We start from the raw sequence: 21,327 nt of genomic DNA, 5'->3' as shown, positions 1-21,327 counted from the left end.
GGAGGTCCCACGAGTATCCTGAGTCCATGTCACGGTTGGAACGGCACAATTCTACTGCGCCGCATCGGCCCAATCAGTCCAGCCTTCGGCGGGCATTGCTCGGGGGGAATGTAACGTGGCGGGTGTGGCGTAAGGGGCTCGACGGCCCGCGGGTGGCGTCGGCGTTGCGCGCAATGCAACACTGGCCACAGTAGGACCAGGGGTATCGCTGGTTACTCGCGGGCGGCCATGGTGCTCTTTGAAACGTGATAGCGCATCCGATAGCACATTGGCGACGAGCCGCACTGGGGTCCTGGTGGTGCTGGTGCGGCGGGTGTGACTTCGGGCAACGCGGCCGCCCGGCCCGGTCTGGGGATCGGCTTGATGCGCTAGCATCAGATGCATGCGCACCACGCTGTCCTTGGATGATGACGTATTGCTCGCGGTGAAGGAACGCGCGCGCCGCGAGAACCGCACAGCAGGCGAAGTTCTGTCCGATCTCGCGCGGCAGGCGCTGACACAACAGTGCCAGACCGGCACGCCCACACGGGAAAGCTTCTACGGTTTCGAACCCTTCGAGCATCGAGGGGCTGCCGTGTCCAACGCTCTCATCGACCGGCTGCGTGACGAGGAAGCCGTGTGACGCGCGCCCTGCTGGACGTCAATGTCCTCATTGCGCTGCTTGACAGCGATCACGTCGATCACGAGCGTGTTCGTGGGTGGATCGACGCCGAGATCGTCCACGGCTGGGCGTCGTGTGCGATAACTCAGAACGGCTTCGCTCGGATCGTCAGCCAGCCTCGATACCCCAGCCCGGTGCCACCTGCACAGGCAATCGCCAGGTTGGCTCGCGCCGCGGCGACCGAGTATCACGAGTACTGGACATGTTCGGTCAGTCTGCTCGACGACGAGCTTTTCGACTACACGCGGCTGCACGGACATCGTCAGGTGACCGACGCATATCTACTCGCGCTCGCAACCGCCAACGGCTGCCGGTTCGCGACTCTGGATCAGACGATTCCCATCGACGCTGTCCGGCGCGCCGATGCGCGCAACCTGACGCTTATCTGATTGCGTCAGGCCGCGACTCCCGCGTCAGCGTCACGACCCCCGCGGGCGTAACGCCACTGCGATTTTTGCGGGGCCTGGCGCAGCCTTGGACGCAACAGGGGCCACAGTTAGACCAGACGTATCGTTGGTTACTCGGGCGGGGCCATGGTGCTCTTTGAAATTTGATAGCGCATCCGATAGCACGTTAGCGACGAGCCGTAGGGGAGTCTGCCGGTGTTGCGCCGCGCAATAAGGCTGACTCAACCGGCGTGTAGTTCGTGCTCAACCGCACGTCGTATCCATGCCGTCAGGCAACAAGCTCGATGTGTGCATCATGGCCGTGGGATTGAGCCAGTCGCGCGTCGCAGGTGATCAGCGGTGCCGTGAGGCCCTCGGCGAGGGCAACGTACACCGCATCGGCCACCGTGTGCGTGTTCCGCAGTTGGTAGGCGCGCTGGACGAAAGGCATTATCGGCCAGCGTCTCAATGACAGGCTCCGGAAATCGGCAGCAGCGACGAGCCCTTCGTGATCGCTGATCAGCCGACGCACAACCGCTCGCCGTATCGCCCCGATCACCTCAACATCGAAGTGGGCGGGAACATGCACCGTCTCGCTGCGCAAGCGCCGGGCCACCGCCGCCCCCGGCGGCGTCGCGAGGACGAGCTCGACGGCCGCCGACGCGTCCACCACGATCACTCGGATCGAGCTTCGCCGACCAGCTCGGCCGCGCTCACGCCGATGTTCCGGCGCGGCAGCGCCGCAAGACGATCGACAACCTCGTTGAGCGTTGGTTCTTCGGCGATCTCGCCCAGCCGGGCAAGCAGGAAATCGCTCAGGCTCATCCGGTGCGCCGCCGCCCGGCCCTTTAGCTCATGCACAAGCTCGTCAGGAACGTTTCGGATCTGAACCATGCGGGGCATCTTTAAAGCATAGCTTGCATGTTAGCCACATGCAGCTGTCGGGAATCGCAAGACGCCGGCGGCGAGGCTGCCGACGCGCTGGGGATGGCTGTGGTCGCGCCTGGCAAAGCGCCATGAACGCCGTCGGGGACGTGCTCACGCGAGCGTCACGCCGCTGCGAAAAATCGCGCAGGATTGGCCCATGCTGACCGGGTGGGTGCGGCTTAGGCGCAACATCGGTAACAGGGGACACAGCAGTTGTCGGTCGCAGGTAGGGCGCACTTTATGTCCACCTACGCGCGACAAATCGGCGCAGCCCCGCAAGTCGCTGCGAAGTGCACTCAACGACTAAAGTCGCAGGTCAACGCGCTCTGGGCAGGGCGAGGGCGTGGCCCCGAGTCAGGTTCGAACCGCGACTGAAAGGCCCGCATTCGTTTTGTGCGTGAATGCGATTCGTCGCTTCGGCGATTCTTCCGTAGTCAAAAGGCGGCGAATCATGCGCGTCGGTGACGACGGTAGAAAGGCCCGCCAGTCTGGCCAAATTGAAGCGTAGCCCTACCATTGGGCCGGGCGTGCTTCCGCATCACCACCCAAGAGCCTTACGTTATTTTCAGGATGTATCGGGTGAACGCCCACAGAGGGAGGATCGGGACAACTCGGCTGGTTCCATTGACAGAAATGATCAGCGGTCAGCTGAAGCGGCGGGCTAAGACCGTCGATACGGTCGGCGCCTTGATCGGCAAGGCCGGCACCGACGTGGTGCAGATGTGAGACGTGCCCCAGCGGTCGGGAGTGGCGCTGGCCACTGTCTATAAGTACTTCAGCACCAGGAAGGACCTCTTGGCGGCGGCGCTACAGGGCTGGCAAGAACAAGTGGTCAGACTCATCTTAGGTGCCGACGAACCACCCGATCAGGATCCGTACGTCGCTTTCGGTCTTACCGGTGCGTTGACGGTGCGTTGACCGGATTACTGACCGACAGAATAACTTTGGAAAAATCACTGAGCCATGTCGACTGGTCGCGCGTGTGCTGCTCGGTGAAGAACAGCCGCGCGTGACAGTACGTCGACGTCGCACCACACACAACGGGGAAGAGGTCGAGGAGAGTGGGGAAGGGCCCAGCGTCCTCGCGTCGACGCAGATCGTCCACTGACATCATCGCCTTAGAACCGCGAGGGCTGGCGCGGCTGCACTTTGCGCCGGCCAGCAGACCTGATGGGCCCACAGGAAAGCACGGGACGCCCGGGATGATTCCCGACCGGCGAGGGACCGGACCGCATGACACTCGCCGTATCTGGACGCCACATCGCACTGGGGCAAACGTGGTAGCTGAGAAACGTGAGAAGGCCAAGCGATTCGGGTGATGGCGATGTTCACACCGCTCAACACATGGCCTGAACTGCAGAGATATGCACAATCCTGCTCGAGGCGGGTCTTTTGGCGCGGCGTGAATGGTCCCGGAGTCCCACGAACATCACTTGCAGGTTGAAATAACGGTGTAGGCCAAACGGTTTGCCAAGTTCATTGGAAGTGGCTTGTGAGCTGTGATATTGCACTGAAAGTAGTTTGCACCAGATCTGCAAACCGAAGCATGTTGGGGCTGGCCTACGAAACAGCCTCTTCTTAGGCTGCTCTCAGCTAGTCTACGAACACCTGGATTACAGACAGCAAAGGACAAACGCATGCAACAGCTCGCAGCCTTCCGACCCCTCGTCACCGCGGGTGCCGCGGCAGTAGGTGCCAGCCTGATCGCCTTGACCCCGTCGGTCTCCAACGATGTCGCTGCCGGCCTCCAGCACAGCGTTGTCAACATCCAGCACCGCGCGGTGGAACTCGCCGACGCCGTCAACCCGGTCCAAAGCTGGATCGACCTCTTCCAGACCACGGGAGCCAATCTGCAGGCGTTTGCGCAGACGTGGGGCGCGCTTCCGTTCCCGGTCGCGCAGCAGGCAGCGGCGAACTGGCTCTATTATGGGGATTTCTACATTACGACAATGCAAAGCGGAGCGTCCGGCGCTTCTAACTACTTCGGCGGACAAGGTCCTACCGCTTTTTTCCCTCTGCTTACGACGGCATTCACCGACCTTCAGGCGGGCAATGTCAGTGGATTTGTTAACAATCTAACGAGCGCTTTTTGGACTCAGATCTTTCTTCAAGTCTTGCAGCCGATGGAAAATACTCTCGCCATTCCCAGGGAGATCTCAACAAACTTTGCGAATTTCGTCAACACGCTGATAGGCACTACCAATGTCCAATACTTAGGCATTTATGTATTCACGGCACCGGGATATTTCATGGGCGTAATGGGAGACAGCCTGCAGGCGGCTGTTAATTCTGCCAATAGCGGGGATCTGGTTGGCGCAATCACTAACTTGCTGAACACCCCTCCCGTTACGCTGGACGCCCTCCTTAATGGAAGCATCAGCCTGCTTTCGCCACCGGCCTCGGGAAGTACCGGCTTCGTCTACGCTCTCGACAATGTTTTGAACTCGACCGCGAAGGCCATGGTCACTCCCGGTGCTCAGAACATGGTGAATGGCGGCAGTCTTGCGGCCGCATCCTCGGCCTTCCTGTCCCAGCTGACCACTGGTTGGCCGGCTCCGCAGGTCGCGTTTGATGGTGTGCTCAACGGGTTGACCCAGTTCATTCAGTCGCTCTTCCCGTCGCTCGGCGGGGCTGGCGCCGCCACCGCGGCCGACGTCGTGAACGGCGGCAGCGCTCTCGCCGGTCTGTCGGCTGGGCTGCCCGGCCTGGCCGCCAACGCGCTCAAGGGCTTCGAGCCAGCGCTCGCGACCGATATCGCCGCGGCGCTCGGCCCGTCGTTGGCGGCCAACGTCGCGGGACCGTTGGCAACGGCAACGCGAACGCTGTCCGTCGACCTGTCCACAATCGCGCTCCACATCCTCGCGGCGCTCTGAAACCTGGTAGGCGGGGTGGTCGTCGCGATACTCTCGGTTCGGGAGTATCGCGGCGACCACCCTTTTTTCATGCGGACGATGAGGCGTCCGGCCAGCTGAGTTGTGGGCGCCGATAGTTGGCCTTCGCTGCAGGGTTCCGGGAGACCGCCACCTGACTTAGGTCATGGTCGGCTCGTTTTTCGTTCTATGGTTCGTTGACCTGCGGGTTCGGTTGGTTTAGTGCCCTGTTTGGGGCACTAAACGGGTAGGTTCGGGCGGTGGCGTATGTACGGAAGGTGCGCACCGCCTCAGGAGCCGTCGCGGTGCAGGTAGTGCGCAAACATCGAGGTCAACGCACGATCCTGGCCCATGTCGGTTCCGCACACACCGATGCCGAGCTGGGGATCCTGCTCGAAGCGGCCCGGCGGATCGCCGTAGCTGATCAAGGTGCGCTCGATATCGAGGTGGCTGCCCGACCCCAGCGAGTCGATGAAGTCGCTGATTGGCGTACCGGCACGCTGACGCTGTCGGCGGGGGTACCCAAAGGGCAACCGGTTCCGCCGGGACGGACCATCTCGACGTGTTCGCGTCTGCTCTACGACACCCTTGCCGCGGTGTATGACTGGCTGGGTTTCGATATCGTCGACGACGCGGTGTTCCGCGATCTGGTCATCGCCCGTCTGGTCGAACCGACCAGCAAGGCCGATGCCGCCCGGGTGTTGACCGACCTCGGCAAAGACACAGTGTCCTACAAGACGATTCAACGTCACCTGGCCAAGGTGAACACCGCGGACTACCGCGGTGCGATCGCCGCCAAATGCTTCACCCATGCCGCGGACCGGGGCGGTCTGAGCTTTCTGCTCTACGACGTCACCACTTTGTATTTCGAGGCCGAGAACGAAGACGACCTGCGTAAGGTCGGCTACTCCAAGGAACGCCGCATCGATCCGCAGATCGTCGTGGGGTTGCTGGTCGACCGAACCGGATTCCCTTTGGAGGTCGGCTGCTTCGAGGGCAACACCGCTGAAACGCACACGCTCGTGCCGATCATCGACGCCTTTCGGTCGCGCCACGACCTCGGTGACACCCCCATGATCATCGCCGCCGATGCCGGCATGCTTGCGGCATCGAACCTCACCGCCCTCGACGAGGCCGGATTAGGGTTCATCGTCGGTTCACGCAGCGTGAAAGCCCCGATCGATCTGGCCTCCCATTTCCATTGGAACGGTGACGTTTTCACCGACGGGCAGATCATCGACACCGTCACCCCACGGCACGCCAAGTCCGTGGCCAACGATCCCGCCCACCGGGCCGAACCAGCCTGGAACCCCCAAGCGCATCCGCAGGCCTGGCGTGCGGTCTGGGCGTACTCGGCCAAACGCGCACGCCGCGATCAGAAGACCCTCTACGCCCAGGAAACCCGCGCCCGCGCGGTCATCAGCGGTGAACGCGCCGCCAAGTCCACCCGATTCGTCAAAACTCACGCCGGCGACCGTGTTCTCGACGAGGCCAGCCTGGCCCGCGCCCAATCCCTGGTCGGCTTGAAGGGCTATGTCACCAACATCGACGCCGCCATCATGCCCGCCGGCGACATCATCGCGAAGTACCACGACCTCTGGCATGTCGAGCGTTCATTTCGGATGTCCAAAAGCGACCTTCGCGCCCGACCGATATTCCACCGCACCCGCGACGCCATCGAAGCCCACCTCACCATCGTGTTCACCGCACTGGCCCTCGCACACAACATCCAGGAACGCAGCGGCCTGGCCATCGCCAAAGTCATCAAGCAACTCCGCCCCCTGCGCAGCGCGACCATCGCCATCAACGGCGCCACCCAGAACTTCCCACCGGAAATCCCGACAGCCCAACAAGAAATCCTGAACGCCCTCGGCGTCCCCAAACCAGGGCACTAAGCCAAATGTCCTAACTCAGGTCTCGGTTCGGGAGTATCGCGGCGACCACCCTTTTTTCATGCGGACGATGAGGCGTCCGGCCAGCTGAGTTGTGGGCGCCGATAGTTGGCCTTCGCTGCAGGGTTCCGGGAGACCGCCACGCCACTCGAGCGCCTTTCGCTCGGCCACCGTGGAATCCTCCCGGGGGAAGTGGGCCCCGGGAGTCGTCGCGCGCCTGAAACGTCGCCGGCAAGACGATATGGGTATCGCAGCGGACCGCATAGTGCACGCATGGGCGCCGAGGCCGTCGCCCTCACCGTGGCGTTGCGGTATGAGCGGGCGGTGCGTGGGCCCCCGAATCCCCAACTGGTGAGCCGGTCCGCACAATGGGGGCAGTTACATCGTTCCGGCAAAGCTTCGGTGCTCCTTCGGCCAGCTCCGCCGTTTCGGGCAACGGTCACGGTAGCTGCCGGTTGTTATCGCTCACCAGCGTCACCTAGCTCAGGCAGAACCCCGGGACACGGGTCAATTTCCTCTTTGGTTCACAACCCTTCTCGACTGCTAACGGCATCGCCGGTCACGGGTGGACCGGGTGGACAACCCCGCCCGCCCCTCAACAGCACAGGCGATGTTCGTTAGCACAATGACGATGTCGACGAGTCCCACACGCCAAACCTCGGCGTCGCCAGTGGCGACCAGGCCCCTCGCGATCGTCATTCAGAAGGGACGGGTCACCAACCGGGTCCGGCGGCCAATAGATTCACAGGGGTGGCACAAACCGTACTGCCGACTTCCGGGAAAGTAATCTGTTGAAGAGCCGCCAACGAGGAGTATCGACGGTGAAGCCGACTTGGGCCGCCTATGCGGCGCAACCCAGGAAGCCGTGGAGCCTGTGCACCGTCTAGGCATGCACAGGCTCCACGCTCCCGTGTAGTCGCCACGCTCCCATGTAGTAAGCGTTGGGTCGTGGCTGGCCGCGCTGCGGCCACCAGCTTCGGCTACCCGGTCGCACCTGGGGTGCCGGCAATACCAGCGGCGCCGCCCTGGCCGAGGAACCCGTTGAGACCGCCCCCACCGCCAGCACCGCCAGTACCGCCGGCTTTGCCGGGGCCGCCGGTACCGCCGTTGCCGCCGTTGGCGCCGTTGCCGCCGTTGCCGAATAGGATCCCGCCGAACCCCCCTCCGCCGCCCTTGCCGCCGTTGCCTCCCGTCAGCGCGCTGGTTGTGTTACCGGCGTTGCCGCCGGCACCGCCGTCGCCTCCATTGCCGAACAACAGGTCACCGACACCACCCCCGCCACCTGCGCCACCTCCGCCGCCTTTGCCGCTGGCAGGGGTAAAGCCGTTACCGCCGGCACCACCGGTACCACCGTTACCGTACAGCCAGCCGCCGGCGTTGCCTCCGGAACCGCCGGAACCGCCGGAGGCGGCGGTGGAAATCCCGTTAATACCGGGAGCGCCGGGGCCGCCGTTGCCCATCAGCCAGCCGCCGGCACCGCCGGGACCGCCGGCACCGTTAGCTGTGGCGGTGAACCCGACCCCGCCCACACCGCCGTTGCCGATCAACCCGGCGGAACCGCCAGCAAAGCCGGCGGTATGACCGCTGATACCAGCCGCACCCGTGCCGCCGTCGCCGAACAAGAATCCGCCGTCATGGAGGCTGCCGTTCAACCCCAACTGGCCGATCAGCGAGGTGTTGGTGCCGCTATAGCCGTTGACGCCGTTGCCGATCAGGTCGCGCCCGAACAAGGTGACGAATGGCGCGTTGATGACCCCATCCACCTGCTGGCCGACCGGGCTGGCTATCCATGTCTGGCCGGCCCCGTGAAGACCGTTGTACATACCTCCGAGCACCCCATAAATAAATTGATTCAGGATGCCACTGGGATTGTTCGCCGCCGAGACCGCAGCGTTGAAACCGCCCGCATCGATGGCGGCGGCGCTGGCATGGATGCTCTCCAAGAAGGCCGTGTTCAAGGCGCCGGAGTTCAAGGCGGCGGCGCTCGCGTTAATGCTGCTAGTAATGCCGAGGGTGCTGGTGTTTAAAGCAGCGACGCTTGCATTAAGGTTATTGCCAATGCCCGCGAAGGCGGCGGCGCTCGCATTGATACTATTTGTAATTCCCTGGAGGGCGGCCGAGTGAATGCCCTCAAAGGCAGCTGCGCCCGCGCCCGCGCTAATGCCGTTGAGGGCAGCGGTGCTCGCACGAATGGCCTCCATGGCCGCCGTGGAACCCGCATTAATGCCCCCGTTCGCGGCGGCGCCGACAGCGCCCATCACGGGCGCAATAATCGGGTCGATGATCGTGTCGAGCACGCCGGCATGGGCAGGAGGCGCGGTGACGGTCGGGCTCATCGCCGCGGCCAGAAAAGCGCTCGCGGCAGTGCCCAGGCCGACCGCATGGCCGCGACGGCTCTCCTTGGCCTTGAGCGACCGGCGATTCCCCCTCAGGCTGGGCTGCTTACGTTTCATCTGTACGCCTTCCTGCGATGACCAATGTGACGATGATGTGCCCCAAAACCTACCTGAGAAGAACTTAAGTGCTGACGGCTTTCCCTAGACGTGTGTGGATCTGGTCCGCAGCGTTGGTAGTTCGCAATCGACCAAAACCCTCAAAAGCGTTGGTATTTAGGGAATATAGAGAGTATCAGCAAACTCTTAGCCTCGCCTTGGTATTTCAATACGAAATTACAGCTGGCGAGCGGTTGGGCCGCGTCGATAGTTAGCTATAAGAGTCTTGATAGTGTGTTTACTTGGATAAAAAAGGCTGATACTTGTTTGCTTTCAGGACACGATTGGGGGGCGGACCCGACACGAGTTGTGCCGCCCACCGTGGCTTAAAAAAAGTAAAGCTTTGTGACGGTGTCCATCGGCGCATGTGCCGTGGCTGAATCGGGGGTGTCATCCCTGAGAACATGCTGAGCAACAACCGGGTTCAGATCGACGTGAGATCCATGGTTGCCGCTCGTCGACGGTCGCTATCCTCTTGGTGGCTGAACATGCCGAAAGATGGTTCCAGTGGCAAGGCCTGCACCGGTTTCGCTACCCACACGCTGCGCAACCACGGGACACCGCGCGCACGGATTGACAGAGAAAGGGGATTGGGAGACCGGGTCCGCCACGCGGACACCGCGCCCGTAACTGCCCATGCCCGACACAGAGTCCGCCAATACACGGTCTGACAGCGAGCCGCCCGAACCATCGGACGACATCGACAGCGAAGCGGCCGAGCCATCCGACGACATCGACGATGACATCGGTGACGTCGCCGATGACGATGAAGATGATGAAGATGACGATGACGAAGAAGACGACGATGACGAAGAAGACGAGGACGAGGCGGGCGGCCGAATGTTCTCGGCCTATGGCATGGTGTCGGCCGTCCTCGGGGTGCTACTGATTGCCGCGATCGTCGCGTGCGTGTTCCTCTGGTCGTCACATCGCAAGGACGTCGATGAGAGCAACTACCAGACCCGAGCGAAAAAGGCGGCCGCCGAGTGGGCGCTGGTGCTGATGAACATGAACAACGACAACCTCGATGCCAGCCTGCGGCTGCTCCGCGACGGAACGGCTGGTCAACTCAAGGCGGGTTTCGACGCCACCATGCAGCCGTTCCGGGAAGCGGTACAGCGGTTGCCGTCGTATCGGGCTACCCAGATCGAGTCGGTGGTCATCCAATCGGTGCACCACGATTTGGGCGAGATCGGCGCGTTTCCGTCCCCAACGCCCGAATCCCCGCCGTCTAAGGTCGGTAGCCGCACCGACACCATCCAGATGGCGGCCACGTCGGTCACCGGGAACGCGGGCGCCCAGTCGCAAACGGTGTACTGGAACCTGTTGGTCGACGTCTCTGATGTGGACGACAGCTTGCTGATCTCGGGGCTGAGGGCCCTCCGATGAAAAGGTTCACGAACGTGATCAACCTGGCGTTCCTGAGACGCCTAGGCAACCGTGCGTTCCTGAGAAGCCTGTGGCAAGTGCTCACGTTCGACATCGCCACGCCGCCGATCACGATCGCCGCGTTGCTGATGATCGGGGTCGCTCTTCGCTGGCCGGTGTGGTGGGTGTCGGCATGCTCGGTGCTGGTGCTGCTGGTAGTCGCCGGCGTGGTGGGCAACGTTGCGTTTCGGGTGCGCCGCTATTCGGTGACGATTGGCACTGACGAAGAAGGCCCCAGGCTGCGGCTGCTCGTGGTCACGGTGTGTACGGCGGCGGTGGTGGCAGCGGCTGCGGTGGCCTACACCCAATGGACAGTGCCAGAGCGTGACCTCAAACGCGACTCGGTTGAGGTGGTGCGCGTGGCCACTGCGATGGCCGAGGACGCGTCGACGTTCTCCCCGCAGAACCCGACCGCTTCGCTCTCCCGCGCCACGGCGATGATGGTGCCCGATCATGTCATCGCGTTCACGGAGCTGTTCAACAAGTCCACAGCCGCGCTGGCGCAGGGTCTGGTTACGGCGGAGGCCGCGACGGTTTCGGCCGGTGTGGAGGCGATTGAGCCGTCGGCGGCCAGTGTGGCGGTGGTCATGCGCGGTACCCGCAGCAGACCCGACGTGCCGTCGGAGTTTTCGGTGATCTCGTTGCGGGTGAGACTGGTGAAGGAAAGCGGCCGGTGGTTGGTGGTCGACCTGTCGCCAATTCATCGCTGACGCATAGGCAGTCGTGAACATCATCGGTTTTTCGACGCCGCCGTCGTTCCCGGACGGACGTCGCAGCACTGCGCCACCATCGGCTCGTCAAAACTTTCTTGCGTTGCCTTGCGGAGCATCCGCGTTGGGTAGATTGGCCGGCATGTTGAAGGTGGTACTCGCGATCGTATCTATGTGTGCGCTCGCCGGCTGCTCGGGTACGAATGCCTCTTCGACGAAGGCAGACATCAGCAAGGTCGACCAGGTGAAGTCGAGCTTTGGATCCGAGTTCAAAGTCAACGACATCGCCAAACGCGGTATCGATCCCAAGTTTTTCTCTGCACACAAGCTGCCCCCGGGTCTCATCTTCGCTCCCCCCGAATGCGCAAAAGTAGCGGTCGGACCCGAGATGCCAATGGGCCTGGGTGGCACCATGGCCGGTCTCTCCGCCGAGGGCAACGGCAACCGGCTCACCGTTATAGCGATGGAGACGTCCCAGCCGCTGCCGTCCAACGATCCCGGGCACCACTGCAGTAAGGTGGTCTTCTCCGGGCCCCAGATGAAGGGATCCATCGAGGCGGTCGATGCGCCCAGGATCGACGGGATGCAGACGCTCGGGGAGCGGCGTGTGATGCAGACCGACTCACCCGAGGGCGATCGCTCCCTCGAGGCTTACCGTTACACGGCGCAGTTTGGCGACTACGAGGTGGTAGTGATCGCCAGTCCCACGATGAACCCCGACCAGCCGGCCGTGCCTATTGATACTCAACGTGCCCGTGACCTGCTCGTAAAGGCCGTGGCCGCAATCCGGAGTTGATTTCCGGCGCTTGGGCCTGGCGAACGCCGCTGATCACAATGATTGCACCGCCGACGGCTGAGGTGGCTGTCTCGCGAGGGGCACGAAGGGCCGTTTGAAGAAACACGCAGCTGTAAATACCTGCTGCCAGTCGGCGACGAAGTTGACCATCTCCCACCCCTCTTGCCCCAGCTCTTCCGCCTTGTGCAAGATTTCATTTAGTCCATCGCGCCCGTTCGCATGGAGACATGTGTACTCCCACCGCGGTGGGTACCACTTCTCATCTGAAGCTAACCACCAACCCGGCCCCGGCGAAGGATTGCTCATCCCGCCAGTCTAGGGGTGGTAGACCCACCCAGAGACGCGAAGGCGCGCCGGCCACATTCCGCGCTGTAGATCAGCGCTTAACAAACCTTAAGCAATTCGGGAGGCAACGGTATCCGCTGTGTAGTTCATAAGGGCTGTGTAATTCATAAGGACTGTGTAGTGCATGCCCTGCCGGCCATTGTCGATAATCCCGAGCACAACCTGCGGCGCGCGTCCGTCGTCGGGTGGGTTGCCGATCAACGCGTCGGGCCGTCACGTCCTTGATCGGTGATGATCGCCTGGAGGAGATCGACGATGTGTTGTTGGCCTGCCGAGGCGGCGTCGAATTTGCCGCGCATCTCGGTGAAGCCTTGATTGACGTGCTCTCGCAGATCGACGAAGTTCTCCCGCAGATCGACGAAGTCCTCTCGCAGGGCGTTGAAACTTGCCGCCGTAGCTTGGCGGAATTCGCGGAGGTCGCCGCGGATTTCGCTGACATCGCGGTCGGCGGCTCCGGCGAGCACACGAGCCGCCGCGGCGTCTTGCTCACTGGTTTGTACTCGCCCGGCCAGGTCGCGCACTTGGTGTTCGAGAGCGGTGACGCGCGATTCGAGATCCGCCGGATCCATGACCTGAAGCGTACCGGCATCCGCCGATACTTAGTGGCTCCTCATCCACAGACCGCCGACAACCTTGTGCGGCAGCACTGCAGACATAGGTGGCGGCCTCGGCCCCCCGGCCCCGTCTGCAGCATCTAAGGGTTGACCCGTAATGGGTCATGCAGTGCCAATCAGCTTGGGGGCTAGTTGTTTTCGGCTGGGCCCGCGACGTCCGGTTTGGTCTGTTCGGGGGGTGGTGCCGGATGCTGGTTGCTCAGCAGAGGCCATCTTGGGATGGCTGCCTCTTGAAGGTGGTACTCGCGATCGCGTCAGTGTGCGTGCTCGCCAGCTGTTCATCATCGCGGTAGAGACATCCCAGCCGCTGCCGTTCGACAGCCCGCGGCAAGGGTGCAAGAAGGTGGCGTTCGTCGGAGACAAGCTGCGCGGCGCGATCGGGGTGGAATTGCTCGTCAAGGCAGTAGCCGCCGTCCGGAGCTGACCGCCGCGCTCAGCAATAACGCCAGGCGTGACAGCGTGTTTCACAACAGCGTAGTCGCCGGCGCCGTCGATGCTCGGGTTGATCAGGCGTGGTTGGTGCCGGAGTGCGCCCGCAGCGCGGCGCCGAATGCCACCCTGCCCCATCCCTCGGCCCATTCCCACACCGGTGCCAGTGCCGACCCAAGCTGGGCGCCTGCGACGGTCAGCTCCCATGTTCCAACGGGGTTCTTGACCACCAGGCCTGCGGTCGACAGCTGCCGAAGCCGCTCGGAGAGCATGCTCGATGAGCAGTTGCCCATGCGGCGGCGCAGCTCCAAAAATCGCAGGGCGCCGGGCTCAAGCTCCCAGACAATTCGCAGTATCCATCGCTGGCCCAATAGCTCCATCGCCGCACGAGGGCGTGGTCGATGGCGTCGGACGCCGGCAACAGGGCCGTCCATGGGATTCCTTACCTACTGGCGCGGCTACGCTCAATCAGCTCGTCGACCAACTCCTCGATGACGCAGTCGTCGGAGACGGTCGACCAGCACAGGCTGCAGATCTCGGTGACGAAAGCACCGCCGTCCGGCGCGTTGAGCGGCCATTTCTGCAGCGTCACCGGCTCGAAGAACAGGAACCTCGTGAGCACGATCTCTTTGAATCGCGCCTCGGCGGCCGACTGTGTCGTCCACACCGAGTCGATGTCGAATTCTATTGAGGATTGGCCTGTGGTGACGACGTAGACGAAATGGTCGGTCATGCAGGCCCTGAGCTGGCTGGGGCGAGCGAGCTGCCGCCGGTGCGCGGAGCCGGCCGCCCCATGCACCCGCCGACGATGATCCCCAACGAGATCGACGACAATGGTTGCCGCATTGCTTTCATAGCGGCTGAGACTAGCGGCTGGGCGCGCGTGATGTTGGCCCATTCGGCGCCCAATGTTTGGGGCGCTTCAATGCGAAAATACTTGTGCCCGCGCGCAAATCGGCTTTCGGCGGCGACGACGAGTCGTCGTTTCTCGAGCCGGTCAGGCCCGAGAAACGACCAACGCGCCACCCGTGGTTAGAGAGGCCTGAACCTGTCCGAGATTTGGGAGTTGTGCAGCGGATGATTGATGCGTCGGCAGCTATCGCCCATGGCGATCATCTGCTGGCGCGTCATCTGGTCGAGATAGTGCTCGCGAATGTGTCCCGCATAGGTTTTGGTAGCGGGCTGAAGCCGCGTGCGGCCCTCGCGGGTAATGGTCGCGATTACCCCGCGTTTGTCCTTAGTGCTGCGGCTACGACAAACGAGGCCCTCTGATTCGAGGCGGCGGATCTGCTGCGTCATTCGGCTGGGCCCGACCGCGAGCGCTTGGGCCAGATCGCCCATCCGAGCCGAGCCGCCGCCGTTCGACCGGGCGAGCATGGAGAGCACCAAGAAGTCGAACAGCGTGAGTTTGTGCTCCTTGACGAGCTGCCGGTCCAAGGTCTCCAGCAGCAGTGCCGACGATTCCAGAAACGCTTGCCAGCACCGTTGCTCCGTATCGCCGAGCCCAGGCAAATAACTTTTCGGCGGCTCAAGAACCGTTTCCTCCACGGCGGGGGACGGTATCCAACAAGATTGCCGAACAGGAGATGAAACGACGGCTACTTCAGCGATTGTCATGGATCCACCAGTGAGGAATGGCCGTTGGCAACCCCTTAGGCAATAATACTGTGCTGGTCATACGGCTCCTCCGCCCTGTGCCAGAAAACTGTCAATCTGAAGCATCTGGTTCAAGATGAAAATTACTCATCGGTAGTATTCTAGAACGCGTTCCACACGTAGAGCGTATAGCCAACGTGCAGCTCCTCCTAGGATAACGCGCAGTTCACGGGCAGTACAGAGGTAATTTTAAAATTAGCTAAGTGCGTCAATGGTGCAACAAGGTCTAGTCACCTTCCGGCTTTGCGGCAGTGGCAGGTTTCCGCGCATGTGGGTGGTGTGATTTAGCTACGCGGGACGTTCCCCGCAACTTCCGAAGTCTCGCGCAAACCACGCGGCCGCAAAGTTTGCGTTAAACGTGAAGCCGGGATCCGCAGAGGCGGCGAACGACCCGACGTGGTCAGCGGAAAAGCGCATTTCGTCGTCAAATTTACGGTGGTAAAAGAGCTTTCGATCTGGTGATCGCTTTGAGGACATCCACTACCGGCTGAACGCCTATTGGACACCTGCACAACGTGGCACGCCGTCGACGTGCGGGATCACATTGCGGTACTTGATGTCTGGCGCCGATGATGACCGGATGCTCGCCGATCCAATGCGCGGGACGCTTTCTAAGCACGGTGCTGAAAGGTGAAAGTTCCTCTAGACCCACTGATTTGGGCGGCGCAGCCCAAGCGACTGGAAAGGCGGTCGTCTCGCGATGAGTCGAAATCGACTGTGCCACTGCTTATAATGTCACTTTAATTATGATCAGGATGCAAAGCCGAAGTCGCCGTTGGGGATTCGATATCCGCATTGCGCGAGGCCGGTGTACGACACCGACGGAGCCCGGCGGTGGTCGCAGCCATGGGGGAGTGGGCATCCACATTTCCGTTAGCTCGCTGAGAGCTACGGGTTGCCGCTGCGGGACCGTGGCGACATGGCCAGAGCCCGAGATTGAGGACTCTCCGAAAATTTGCTGACTTCTCGGCGGACACATCCACACGAGCGATTGCAGCCCACAAGACACAGTTTAGCGGATGTACGACCGCTGGTCACCATGCTCTCGGACCCAATACCGAAACACTATTGGTCGGCGAATGACCCACCGGTTGGTCGGAACGCGGAGCGCAACCAACCGGGTAGTTGCTTGCCATTACGCACGCCACCGGAAGCCTGGCAAACTCGGAAAGAAGTTCGCGAGTTTCAAGGTGAAATTGCCTTCCGGTCGTAGCCGGGGAAGGCTTGCGGCAGAATGGGATTCGCGCCGACGCGCCAGCGACGTTCAGCCCGGGTAATTATTTCGGTGGGCATTCCGCCGGTGGCGGGGCCCAAGGCCCGGCGGCCAGGCGCTCGATCAGCGTCAGTTGCGCCGCCCCGCGGCGCGTGCTCGACGCCGACGACCATCTACGGGCGCCGGCGACCGGCGATGCCGGAGCGGTATGGCCGACTTCTCGCACCGCGCCCAGCCACGCCGGCGGTAACGTTAGCCCGCCCAACAAAATCGCGTGCGACATCTGTACAGAGACCCTCGCCTCCCATACGGGAGGCTGATCGCTCACGCCGTCCACCACCAACTGTGCGGTGCAGTCGACGAGCTGACCAAATCCGTTGAGCAGCCCGCTGCTATTGGCCGTCAGGTCCCGGGCGCCCGTCTGACACATGCGGGCCGCCCGCGCCAACATGCTGATCGGGTACATCGCCAAGCGTTCTGGAGCGCTGGCGGTGGTGGTTCCTTCGGTGCCGTGCGTGCCAACCGGCGTGGCGTCCGGCGAAGCCACCTGCCCGAAGGTGCTCGGCAGTGAACCCCGCGAGGTGAGGGACCTCAGTGCCCAACGTGCCTCGGTCCGCGGGCTGGCCGCCGGCCGAGAGGATGCCGACATCCTGACCGCGTTGTGGTAAGCCGCGACGTATCCGTTCAGCGCCGTCGCGTCCTGAGCCCACATCTCGAGGTAATGGGTCTCGGTGGCGGCAATCGCCTGAGTGTTCTGCCCGAGCAGGTTCGTGGCCGCCAACGTCGCGAACCACGCGCGATTGGCCGCAATCACCAAGGGCGGCACGGTCAGTGCATGCGCCGTCTCGAACGTCTTCGCCGCGGCCTTGGCTTTGGAACCGACGTGGGCCGCCCGCGCGGCCATCTCGGCGATCCGCGACGCGTAGTGGGCCGCTGCACCGGCCATCCCGATTGCTAACGGCCCGGGCCACCCTGTGATCAGCTCCGCGATCACCGTCTGGTAGGAGACGGCCGTCGAACGTAGGCCCATCGCCAGGCAATCCCACTCTGATGCGGCGGCGCCCAGCTTACCGGATCCGGGAGCTGCATATATCAGCCCCGAATTGACCTCCGGCGGAAGGAACGACATGTTCACCGCGAGTGTCTTTCTAGCCAGCGGCAGCCGCGTCTGCCGCCTCGGATGGTGCCGCACTCGGAGAGGCTTGCGGCGGCGCCTCGGCCGACGCGCGGTGGGCAACGATCGAAAAGCAAATGCTCGATAAAATGTGGGCCGCCGCGTCGAATGATTCGGTGTGCGTAGCCGGAAATGTGATGCCACTACCTCGCGGAACAAACCCCGCCGAGCTATGTGATGGACGATCGTCGTGTCTCGAATTCATTCAATTCCCTTTCCCGAGAACGAGTTCCATCGACGAAGGCGAATCGCGCAACGCGATACAACGGCAGTGACCCAACTGCCGCAAGCGCCTGCCGCACAACCGAGTTCGGTTGTCGGCCGCGCAGACGACAACCGAACGCCTTGCCGCGATTGACGTACGGGCAGCTTTCCTGCGGCGGTTGGGGGGGCCTGCAGGAAAGCTGCCCGTCTGCCGCCAGTTAGGGTGAGTGTTGGTCAACCAGCAGCAGCCCCCTGGAGTCACCGGTGGGGATTGGGCCATCCGCCGGTAACCGAGGTTCCTTTCACGTTGTTGGACAGCGAATCCAGATACGAAGCATGAGCCGCATCTACTGTCCTCCGATGATCGCCATGATCTGACGCGTGTGGAACAGTACCGAAGGCCCGGTCGAGAGATGATGCCGTTTTGAGGAAATCGACAAAACCGCCCCTTGCCTCCTGAATCAGGCTACGCGGCGAAACCCAGATAATCACTAGTCAAGTGAGCGTAGTTAGGCCACTGGCAAATGCATGAGTCGGCCTGTAAATTTGAAGATGAAACTACCCGCCAGTAGCGGCCCGGGTTGTCCTTTCGGTGGGACATGGTGCGAGACAGTAAGGTTCACCACGCAAGCCCCGCCGCCCGCGGCACTCGAACGATCGGGATTTTCGTCCCTGGTATCCAAATGTCGTCGCCTGTAAAGCGATCCGGAGCCCGGGGCTGTTGCAATGCGCCCGGTTGAGCAGCAGGATCTCGACGAGATACTTGATTTTGGCCTGTCAATCTCGCGCGGAATCTGGTTCGGTAGAGGTCTTCCGACGAGTGGTCGCGGAGCCAGTTCACGTTGGGGTCTGCTCGACGGGTAGGCATCGGGAAGGGTGAGCGGGATGAGGAGGCTGGTGGCGGGGTTTGCGATCGTCGGGGGCGTGTTGGCGTTTCAGTCGGCCCCGGTGTGTGTGGCGGCGAGTAACACCGCCACCACTTTGTTTCCGTTGGATGGCCCCAATCAGTTGGAGACGCATGCCTTCCTCAATTGTTTTAAAGCCGATGGGCACTGTGACTTCATCGCCGGGGCCGATGTGCGTACGCCCGATGGGGTGACCGGATTCCCGGCGGGGTTGTGGGCGCGTCAGACCACCGAGGTCCGCTCGTCGAATCGGATGGCCTATCTTGATGCGCACGCGGCCGGGCAGTTCGAGCGGGTGAACAAGGCCATGGGCAGTGATGAGATCACCACCGTGTACTTCGGTGAGGGACCGCCGGACAAGTATCAGACGACCGGGCGCATCGATTCCACCGATTGGTCGACGGGCCAGCCCAAGACCGACGTCAACGTCATCGTGTGCACCCACATCCAGGTGGTCTACAGCGGGATCAACACCACCTCACCGAGCACCTGCGCACAGACCACCTTCTCCTGAGAGTTCTCCTAGCGCGGCAGGCTCAACCGTGCACAACCGCACCGGTGTGCCGGGGGGAGCGTCATGCTGCCGACGGCTCAAGCCGGAGAGCGAGAAACCGATCGCCGCGGCTACCGTGTCCAGACCGGACAGGATCAGCAGGTGGCTCATGCCGAGCAGCTCGAGGTCGCTCAGGTCACCCGGATCGGCCATCACCTGCGACAACATGTCAGGGCCCGGGCTCTGCCGGCGTCGTTGAATAGCGTCGGCGAAATACGCCAGCAGCGCGTTGCCTTCGGGCTTGCCGTCCACCGCGGCGTCCTTCCAGGCGATCACTCTGTCTCGGTCCTCCTGCGGCAGCCCGTAGAGGTCCATGAACACCCCATAGGGGTACAGGCGCGCGAAGTCCGCCATCGCCTCGCACCCGTTTCGACCGGCAAGGGCGGCGATCATGTCAGTGGCGTGGCGCGCCATCACCGGCCGGGATTTCCCCAAGGCGTGCGGGCTGAGTGTGCGCGGCAACCCCAGCGGGCTGTGAAACGATCAAAGCCCGGTGTGCTGCCACATGGTCAGTCTTGGGTAGTGGCCCGGATATTGTCGTCGAGCGCAGAAACGCAGCGGCAAGGACGACAAGATGGCACGATGCGTTGCGTGTCGGTCAGATATCCCGGCGTTCCTAGCTACGCCGGCGCGTACGGCGGTATACGGAGGGCTCAGTGAATTCACTTGAGGTTCCCCGGAATAAGCAAGACCGTTACCTATACGTCGTCGCGGCGTTGGCGGCAAGCTTATTGCTTCTGCGCAGCGTTCAGCGGCTGTGGAATGCAGCACTCTTCGCGGAAGACGGCAAGATCTTCCTGGCTGAGGCACATAACAACGGGCTCGGGGCATTCGTTAAGCCGTATGCCGGATACCTGCATCTGATTCCCCGAATGTTGGCGGCCTTGCTTGAGCCGTTCCCAGCTACTGCGGCCCCGGTTTTGTACGCAGTGGCTGCGCTTGTGGTTCATGTGGCGATGTTGGTCCCGGCCCTGTCGGTGCGGCTCGATTGGATCATTCCCGGCAGGACGTTGCGGGCGGTGTTGTTTACGTTGCTGTGTCTGATGCCGCCGCTTCCGGAAGCATTGGCCAATGTCGCGAACTTGATTTTCGTGGGTGGGATAAGTCTGCTCTTGCTGATGCTCTCGGATGATCCGCGGAGCGGGCGCGGCAGGGTTGGTGAACTCCTGGCCGTGGGGGCTCTGGGTTTGAGTGGCCCGTTAATCGTACTGTTTGCACCGTGGTTCGTCTGGCGGTGGCGGCGGACGCGATCGCGCCACAGTCTTGTCGTGCTGGCCACGGTGGTGTCTGCGGCGCTGGTTCAGGGTGCGATCTTCCTGTTGTCGGATCGGCCGGCGCCGGGCGCAGCCCCGGGCTACCTCCCGAGGGTGTGGGTTGAGCGCATCGGCGTGAGCTGGCTTTTCGGCCATGTCGACCTGCTGAATTCACCTATCTGGATCGTGTTGTCGGTTGCTGCAATGATCTGGTGTGTCGGCGTGGTAGTGGTTACTGTCGTGGCGCTAAGGCGCACCGCGGTTGCGTTGTGGCTGCTGCACTTCGCACTGTTAGCCGCGCCTGTGTTGGCCTACGGCTACATGCCTCCGCCCAGCTACGGCCAACGGCATTTCGTAGTGCCGACTGCGATTGTGATCGTGATGCTGGTGGCCGTGATTGGTGCGCGCCGGTGGGCAGTGGCTGCGATTGTGCTGCTAGCCGTGGGGGCGGGCGGCATGTTGTATGACTTCATTGCTGCGCCATACCCTTATCGTCCCGGTTTGGCCGGACTGCAACAGTGCGTGGCCCGCGGCGAGCGAGTATGCCGACAAACGATTTACGACAATAGTGGCGGCTGGTGGGTCGAGCTACGTCAGTGAAGGGCACGACATGTAACCGGAGATCTCATCTGGAGATAGATCTATCGATTCGGGAGGCTGCCGACGTCGTCTCGATATCATCCGGGCATGCTAAGCGGGGGCTATCTGTCACACCCCGGCTTTGGCTTCCTCTGATTGGCGTCTGCTGCCTGTGCGTTGGTTGCGCGTGTGTACTCGTGGCCGCTGCCGCGGCAGCCCACACAAGGAAGGGCAACGTCT

Annotated in this window: 17 protein-coding genes and 2 pseudogenes; 10 read left to right on the top strand and 9 right to left on the bottom strand. The window is 62.4% G+C overall.

The genetic code is table 11. The features are described from left to right. Nucleotides 1–382: 382 nt before the first annotated feature. The gene (locus G6N25_RS23190) at nt 383–622 is read left to right on the top strand and encodes a ribbon-helix-helix domain-containing protein (protein ID WP_083075168.1); all 240 of its coding nucleotides are present in this window, start codon (nt 383–385) and stop codon (nt 620–622) included. Continuing rightward, nucleotides 619–1,050 carry a TA system VapC family ribonuclease toxin gene (locus G6N25_RS23185; RefSeq protein ID WP_083075166.1) on the top strand — a complete coding sequence of 144 codons (432 nt, stop codon included), beginning with the start codon at nt 619–621 and terminating at the stop codon, nt 1,048–1,050. Before G6N25_RS23190 ends, G6N25_RS23185 begins: the two co-directional genes overlap by 4 nt. Before the next feature lie 286 nt (nt 1,051–1,336). On the opposite strand, the gene G6N25_RS23180 is transcribed toward G6N25_RS23185, so the two are convergent. After that, complete coding sequence (locus G6N25_RS23180; RefSeq protein ID WP_083075164.1) at nt 1,337–1,726, bottom strand: type II toxin-antitoxin system VapC family toxin; 390 nt, start codon at nt 1,724–1,726, stop codon at nt 1,337–1,339. Then, entirely contained in the window at nt 1,723–1,950 is a 228-nt protein-coding gene (locus G6N25_RS23175) for a FitA-like ribbon-helix-helix domain-containing protein (protein ID WP_083075162.1), read from the bottom strand. The genes G6N25_RS23180 and G6N25_RS23175 overlap by 4 nt, the downstream gene beginning before the upstream one ends. Before the next feature lie 1,661 nt (nt 1,951–3,611). Between G6N25_RS23175 and G6N25_RS23165 the strand changes: the two genes are divergently transcribed. Beyond that, the gene (locus G6N25_RS23165; protein ID WP_083075161.1) at nt 3,612–4,847 is read left to right on the top strand and encodes a hypothetical protein; all 1,236 of its coding nucleotides are present in this window, start codon (nt 3,612–3,614) and stop codon (nt 4,845–4,847) included. Between the two features lie 257 nt (nt 4,848–5,104). Further along, nucleotides 5,105–6,739, top strand: coding sequence for an IS1634 family transposase (locus G6N25_RS23160; RefSeq protein ID WP_083075160.1), 1,635 nt, complete (start codon nt 5,105–5,107; stop codon nt 6,737–6,739). Between the two features lie 980 nt (nt 6,740–7,719). Here G6N25_RS23160 and G6N25_RS24540 read toward each other — a convergent pair. Then, nucleotides 7,720–8,559: pseudogene (locus G6N25_RS24540) on the bottom strand (hypothetical protein); the annotation flags it as partial. Nucleotides 8,560–9,864: 1,305 nt separating this feature from the next. Here G6N25_RS24540 and G6N25_RS23150 point away from each other — a divergent pair. The 3 genes from G6N25_RS23150 (at nt 9,865) to G6N25_RS23140 (ending at nt 12,162) form a co-directional block, all read left to right on the top strand. Continuing rightward, a complete protein-coding gene (locus G6N25_RS23150; protein ID WP_142272735.1) occupies nt 9,865–10,617 on the top strand; it encodes a hypothetical protein in 753 nt (250 codons plus the stop codon). A 59-nt stretch (nt 10,618–10,676) separates the two neighbouring features. Further along, on the top strand, nt 10,677–11,366 hold the full coding sequence (locus G6N25_RS23145) for a hypothetical protein (protein ID WP_083075241.1): 690 nt from the start codon (nt 10,677–10,679) through the stop codon (nt 11,364–11,366). Nucleotides 11,367–11,508: 142 nt separating this feature from the next. Continuing rightward, on the top strand, nt 11,509–12,162 hold the full coding sequence (locus G6N25_RS23140; RefSeq protein WP_083075155.1) for a DUF5642 family protein: 654 nt from the start codon (nt 11,509–11,511) through the stop codon (nt 12,160–12,162). A gap of 542 nt (nt 12,163–12,704) precedes the next feature. Here G6N25_RS23140 and G6N25_RS23135 read toward each other — a convergent pair. Continuing rightward, nucleotides 12,705–13,076: a hypothetical protein gene (locus tag G6N25_RS23135; RefSeq protein ID WP_083075154.1), complete on the bottom strand. Its 372-nt coding sequence runs from the start codon at nt 13,074–13,076 to the stop codon at nt 12,705–12,707. Nucleotides 13,077–13,380: 304 nt separating this feature from the next. Between G6N25_RS23135 and G6N25_RS23130 the strand changes: the two genes are divergently transcribed. Then, on the top strand, nt 13,381–13,545 hold the full coding sequence (locus tag G6N25_RS23130) for a hypothetical protein (protein WP_158084904.1): 165 nt from the start codon (nt 13,381–13,383) through the stop codon (nt 13,543–13,545). 82 nt (nt 13,546–13,627) lie between these two features. On the opposite strand, the gene G6N25_RS23125 is transcribed toward G6N25_RS23130, so the two are convergent. The 4 genes from G6N25_RS23125 to G6N25_RS23110 form a co-directional block, all read right to left on the bottom strand. Next, the gene (locus G6N25_RS23125; protein ID WP_083075153.1) at nt 13,628–13,930 is read right to left on the bottom strand and encodes a winged helix-turn-helix transcriptional regulator; all 303 of its coding nucleotides are present in this window, start codon (nt 13,928–13,930) and stop codon (nt 13,628–13,630) included. Nucleotides 13,931–13,992: 62 nt separating this feature from the next. Beyond that, entirely contained in the window at nt 13,993–14,448 is a 456-nt protein-coding gene (locus G6N25_RS23120; protein ID WP_163672549.1) for a hypothetical protein, read from the bottom strand. Between the two features lie 134 nt (nt 14,449–14,582). Further along, on the bottom strand, nt 14,583–15,098 hold the full coding sequence (locus G6N25_RS23115; RefSeq protein WP_232065892.1) for a MarR family winged helix-turn-helix transcriptional regulator: 516 nt from the start codon (nt 15,096–15,098) through the stop codon (nt 14,583–14,585). 1,385 nt (nt 15,099–16,483) lie between these two features. Then, nucleotides 16,484–17,548, bottom strand: coding sequence for a PPE family protein (locus G6N25_RS23110; protein WP_142272734.1), 1,065 nt, complete (start codon nt 17,546–17,548; stop codon nt 16,484–16,486). A 1,134-nt stretch (nt 17,549–18,682) separates the two neighbouring features. On the opposite strand from G6N25_RS23110, the gene G6N25_RS23105 reads away from it, so the two are divergent. Then, nucleotides 18,683–19,216 carry a hypothetical protein gene (locus G6N25_RS23105; protein WP_083075146.1) on the top strand — a complete coding sequence of 178 codons (534 nt, stop codon included), beginning with the start codon at nt 18,683–18,685 and terminating at the stop codon, nt 19,214–19,216. A 69-nt stretch (nt 19,217–19,285) separates the two neighbouring features. On the opposite strand, the pseudogene G6N25_RS23100 reads toward G6N25_RS23105, so the two are convergent. Continuing rightward, nucleotides 19,286–19,702 (bottom strand): annotated as a pseudogene (locus G6N25_RS23100) (cytochrome P450); the annotation flags it as partial. Between the two features lie 209 nt (nt 19,703–19,911). Between G6N25_RS23100 and G6N25_RS23095 the strand changes: the two are divergent. Then, nucleotides 19,912–21,108: a hypothetical protein gene (locus G6N25_RS23095; RefSeq protein WP_142272733.1), complete on the top strand. Its 1,197-nt coding sequence runs from the start codon at nt 19,912–19,914 to the stop codon at nt 21,106–21,108. Nucleotides 21,109–21,327 lie beyond the last annotated feature (219 nt).

The sequence above is a fragment of the Mycobacterium heidelbergense genome (assembly GCF_010730745.1).
Lineage (GTDB): Bacteria > Actinomycetota > Actinomycetes > Mycobacteriales > Mycobacteriaceae > Mycobacterium > Mycobacterium heidelbergense.
The sequence above is the reverse complement of the archived record's forward strand: the minus strand, read 5'-3'. Positions and strand labels throughout refer to the sequence as shown.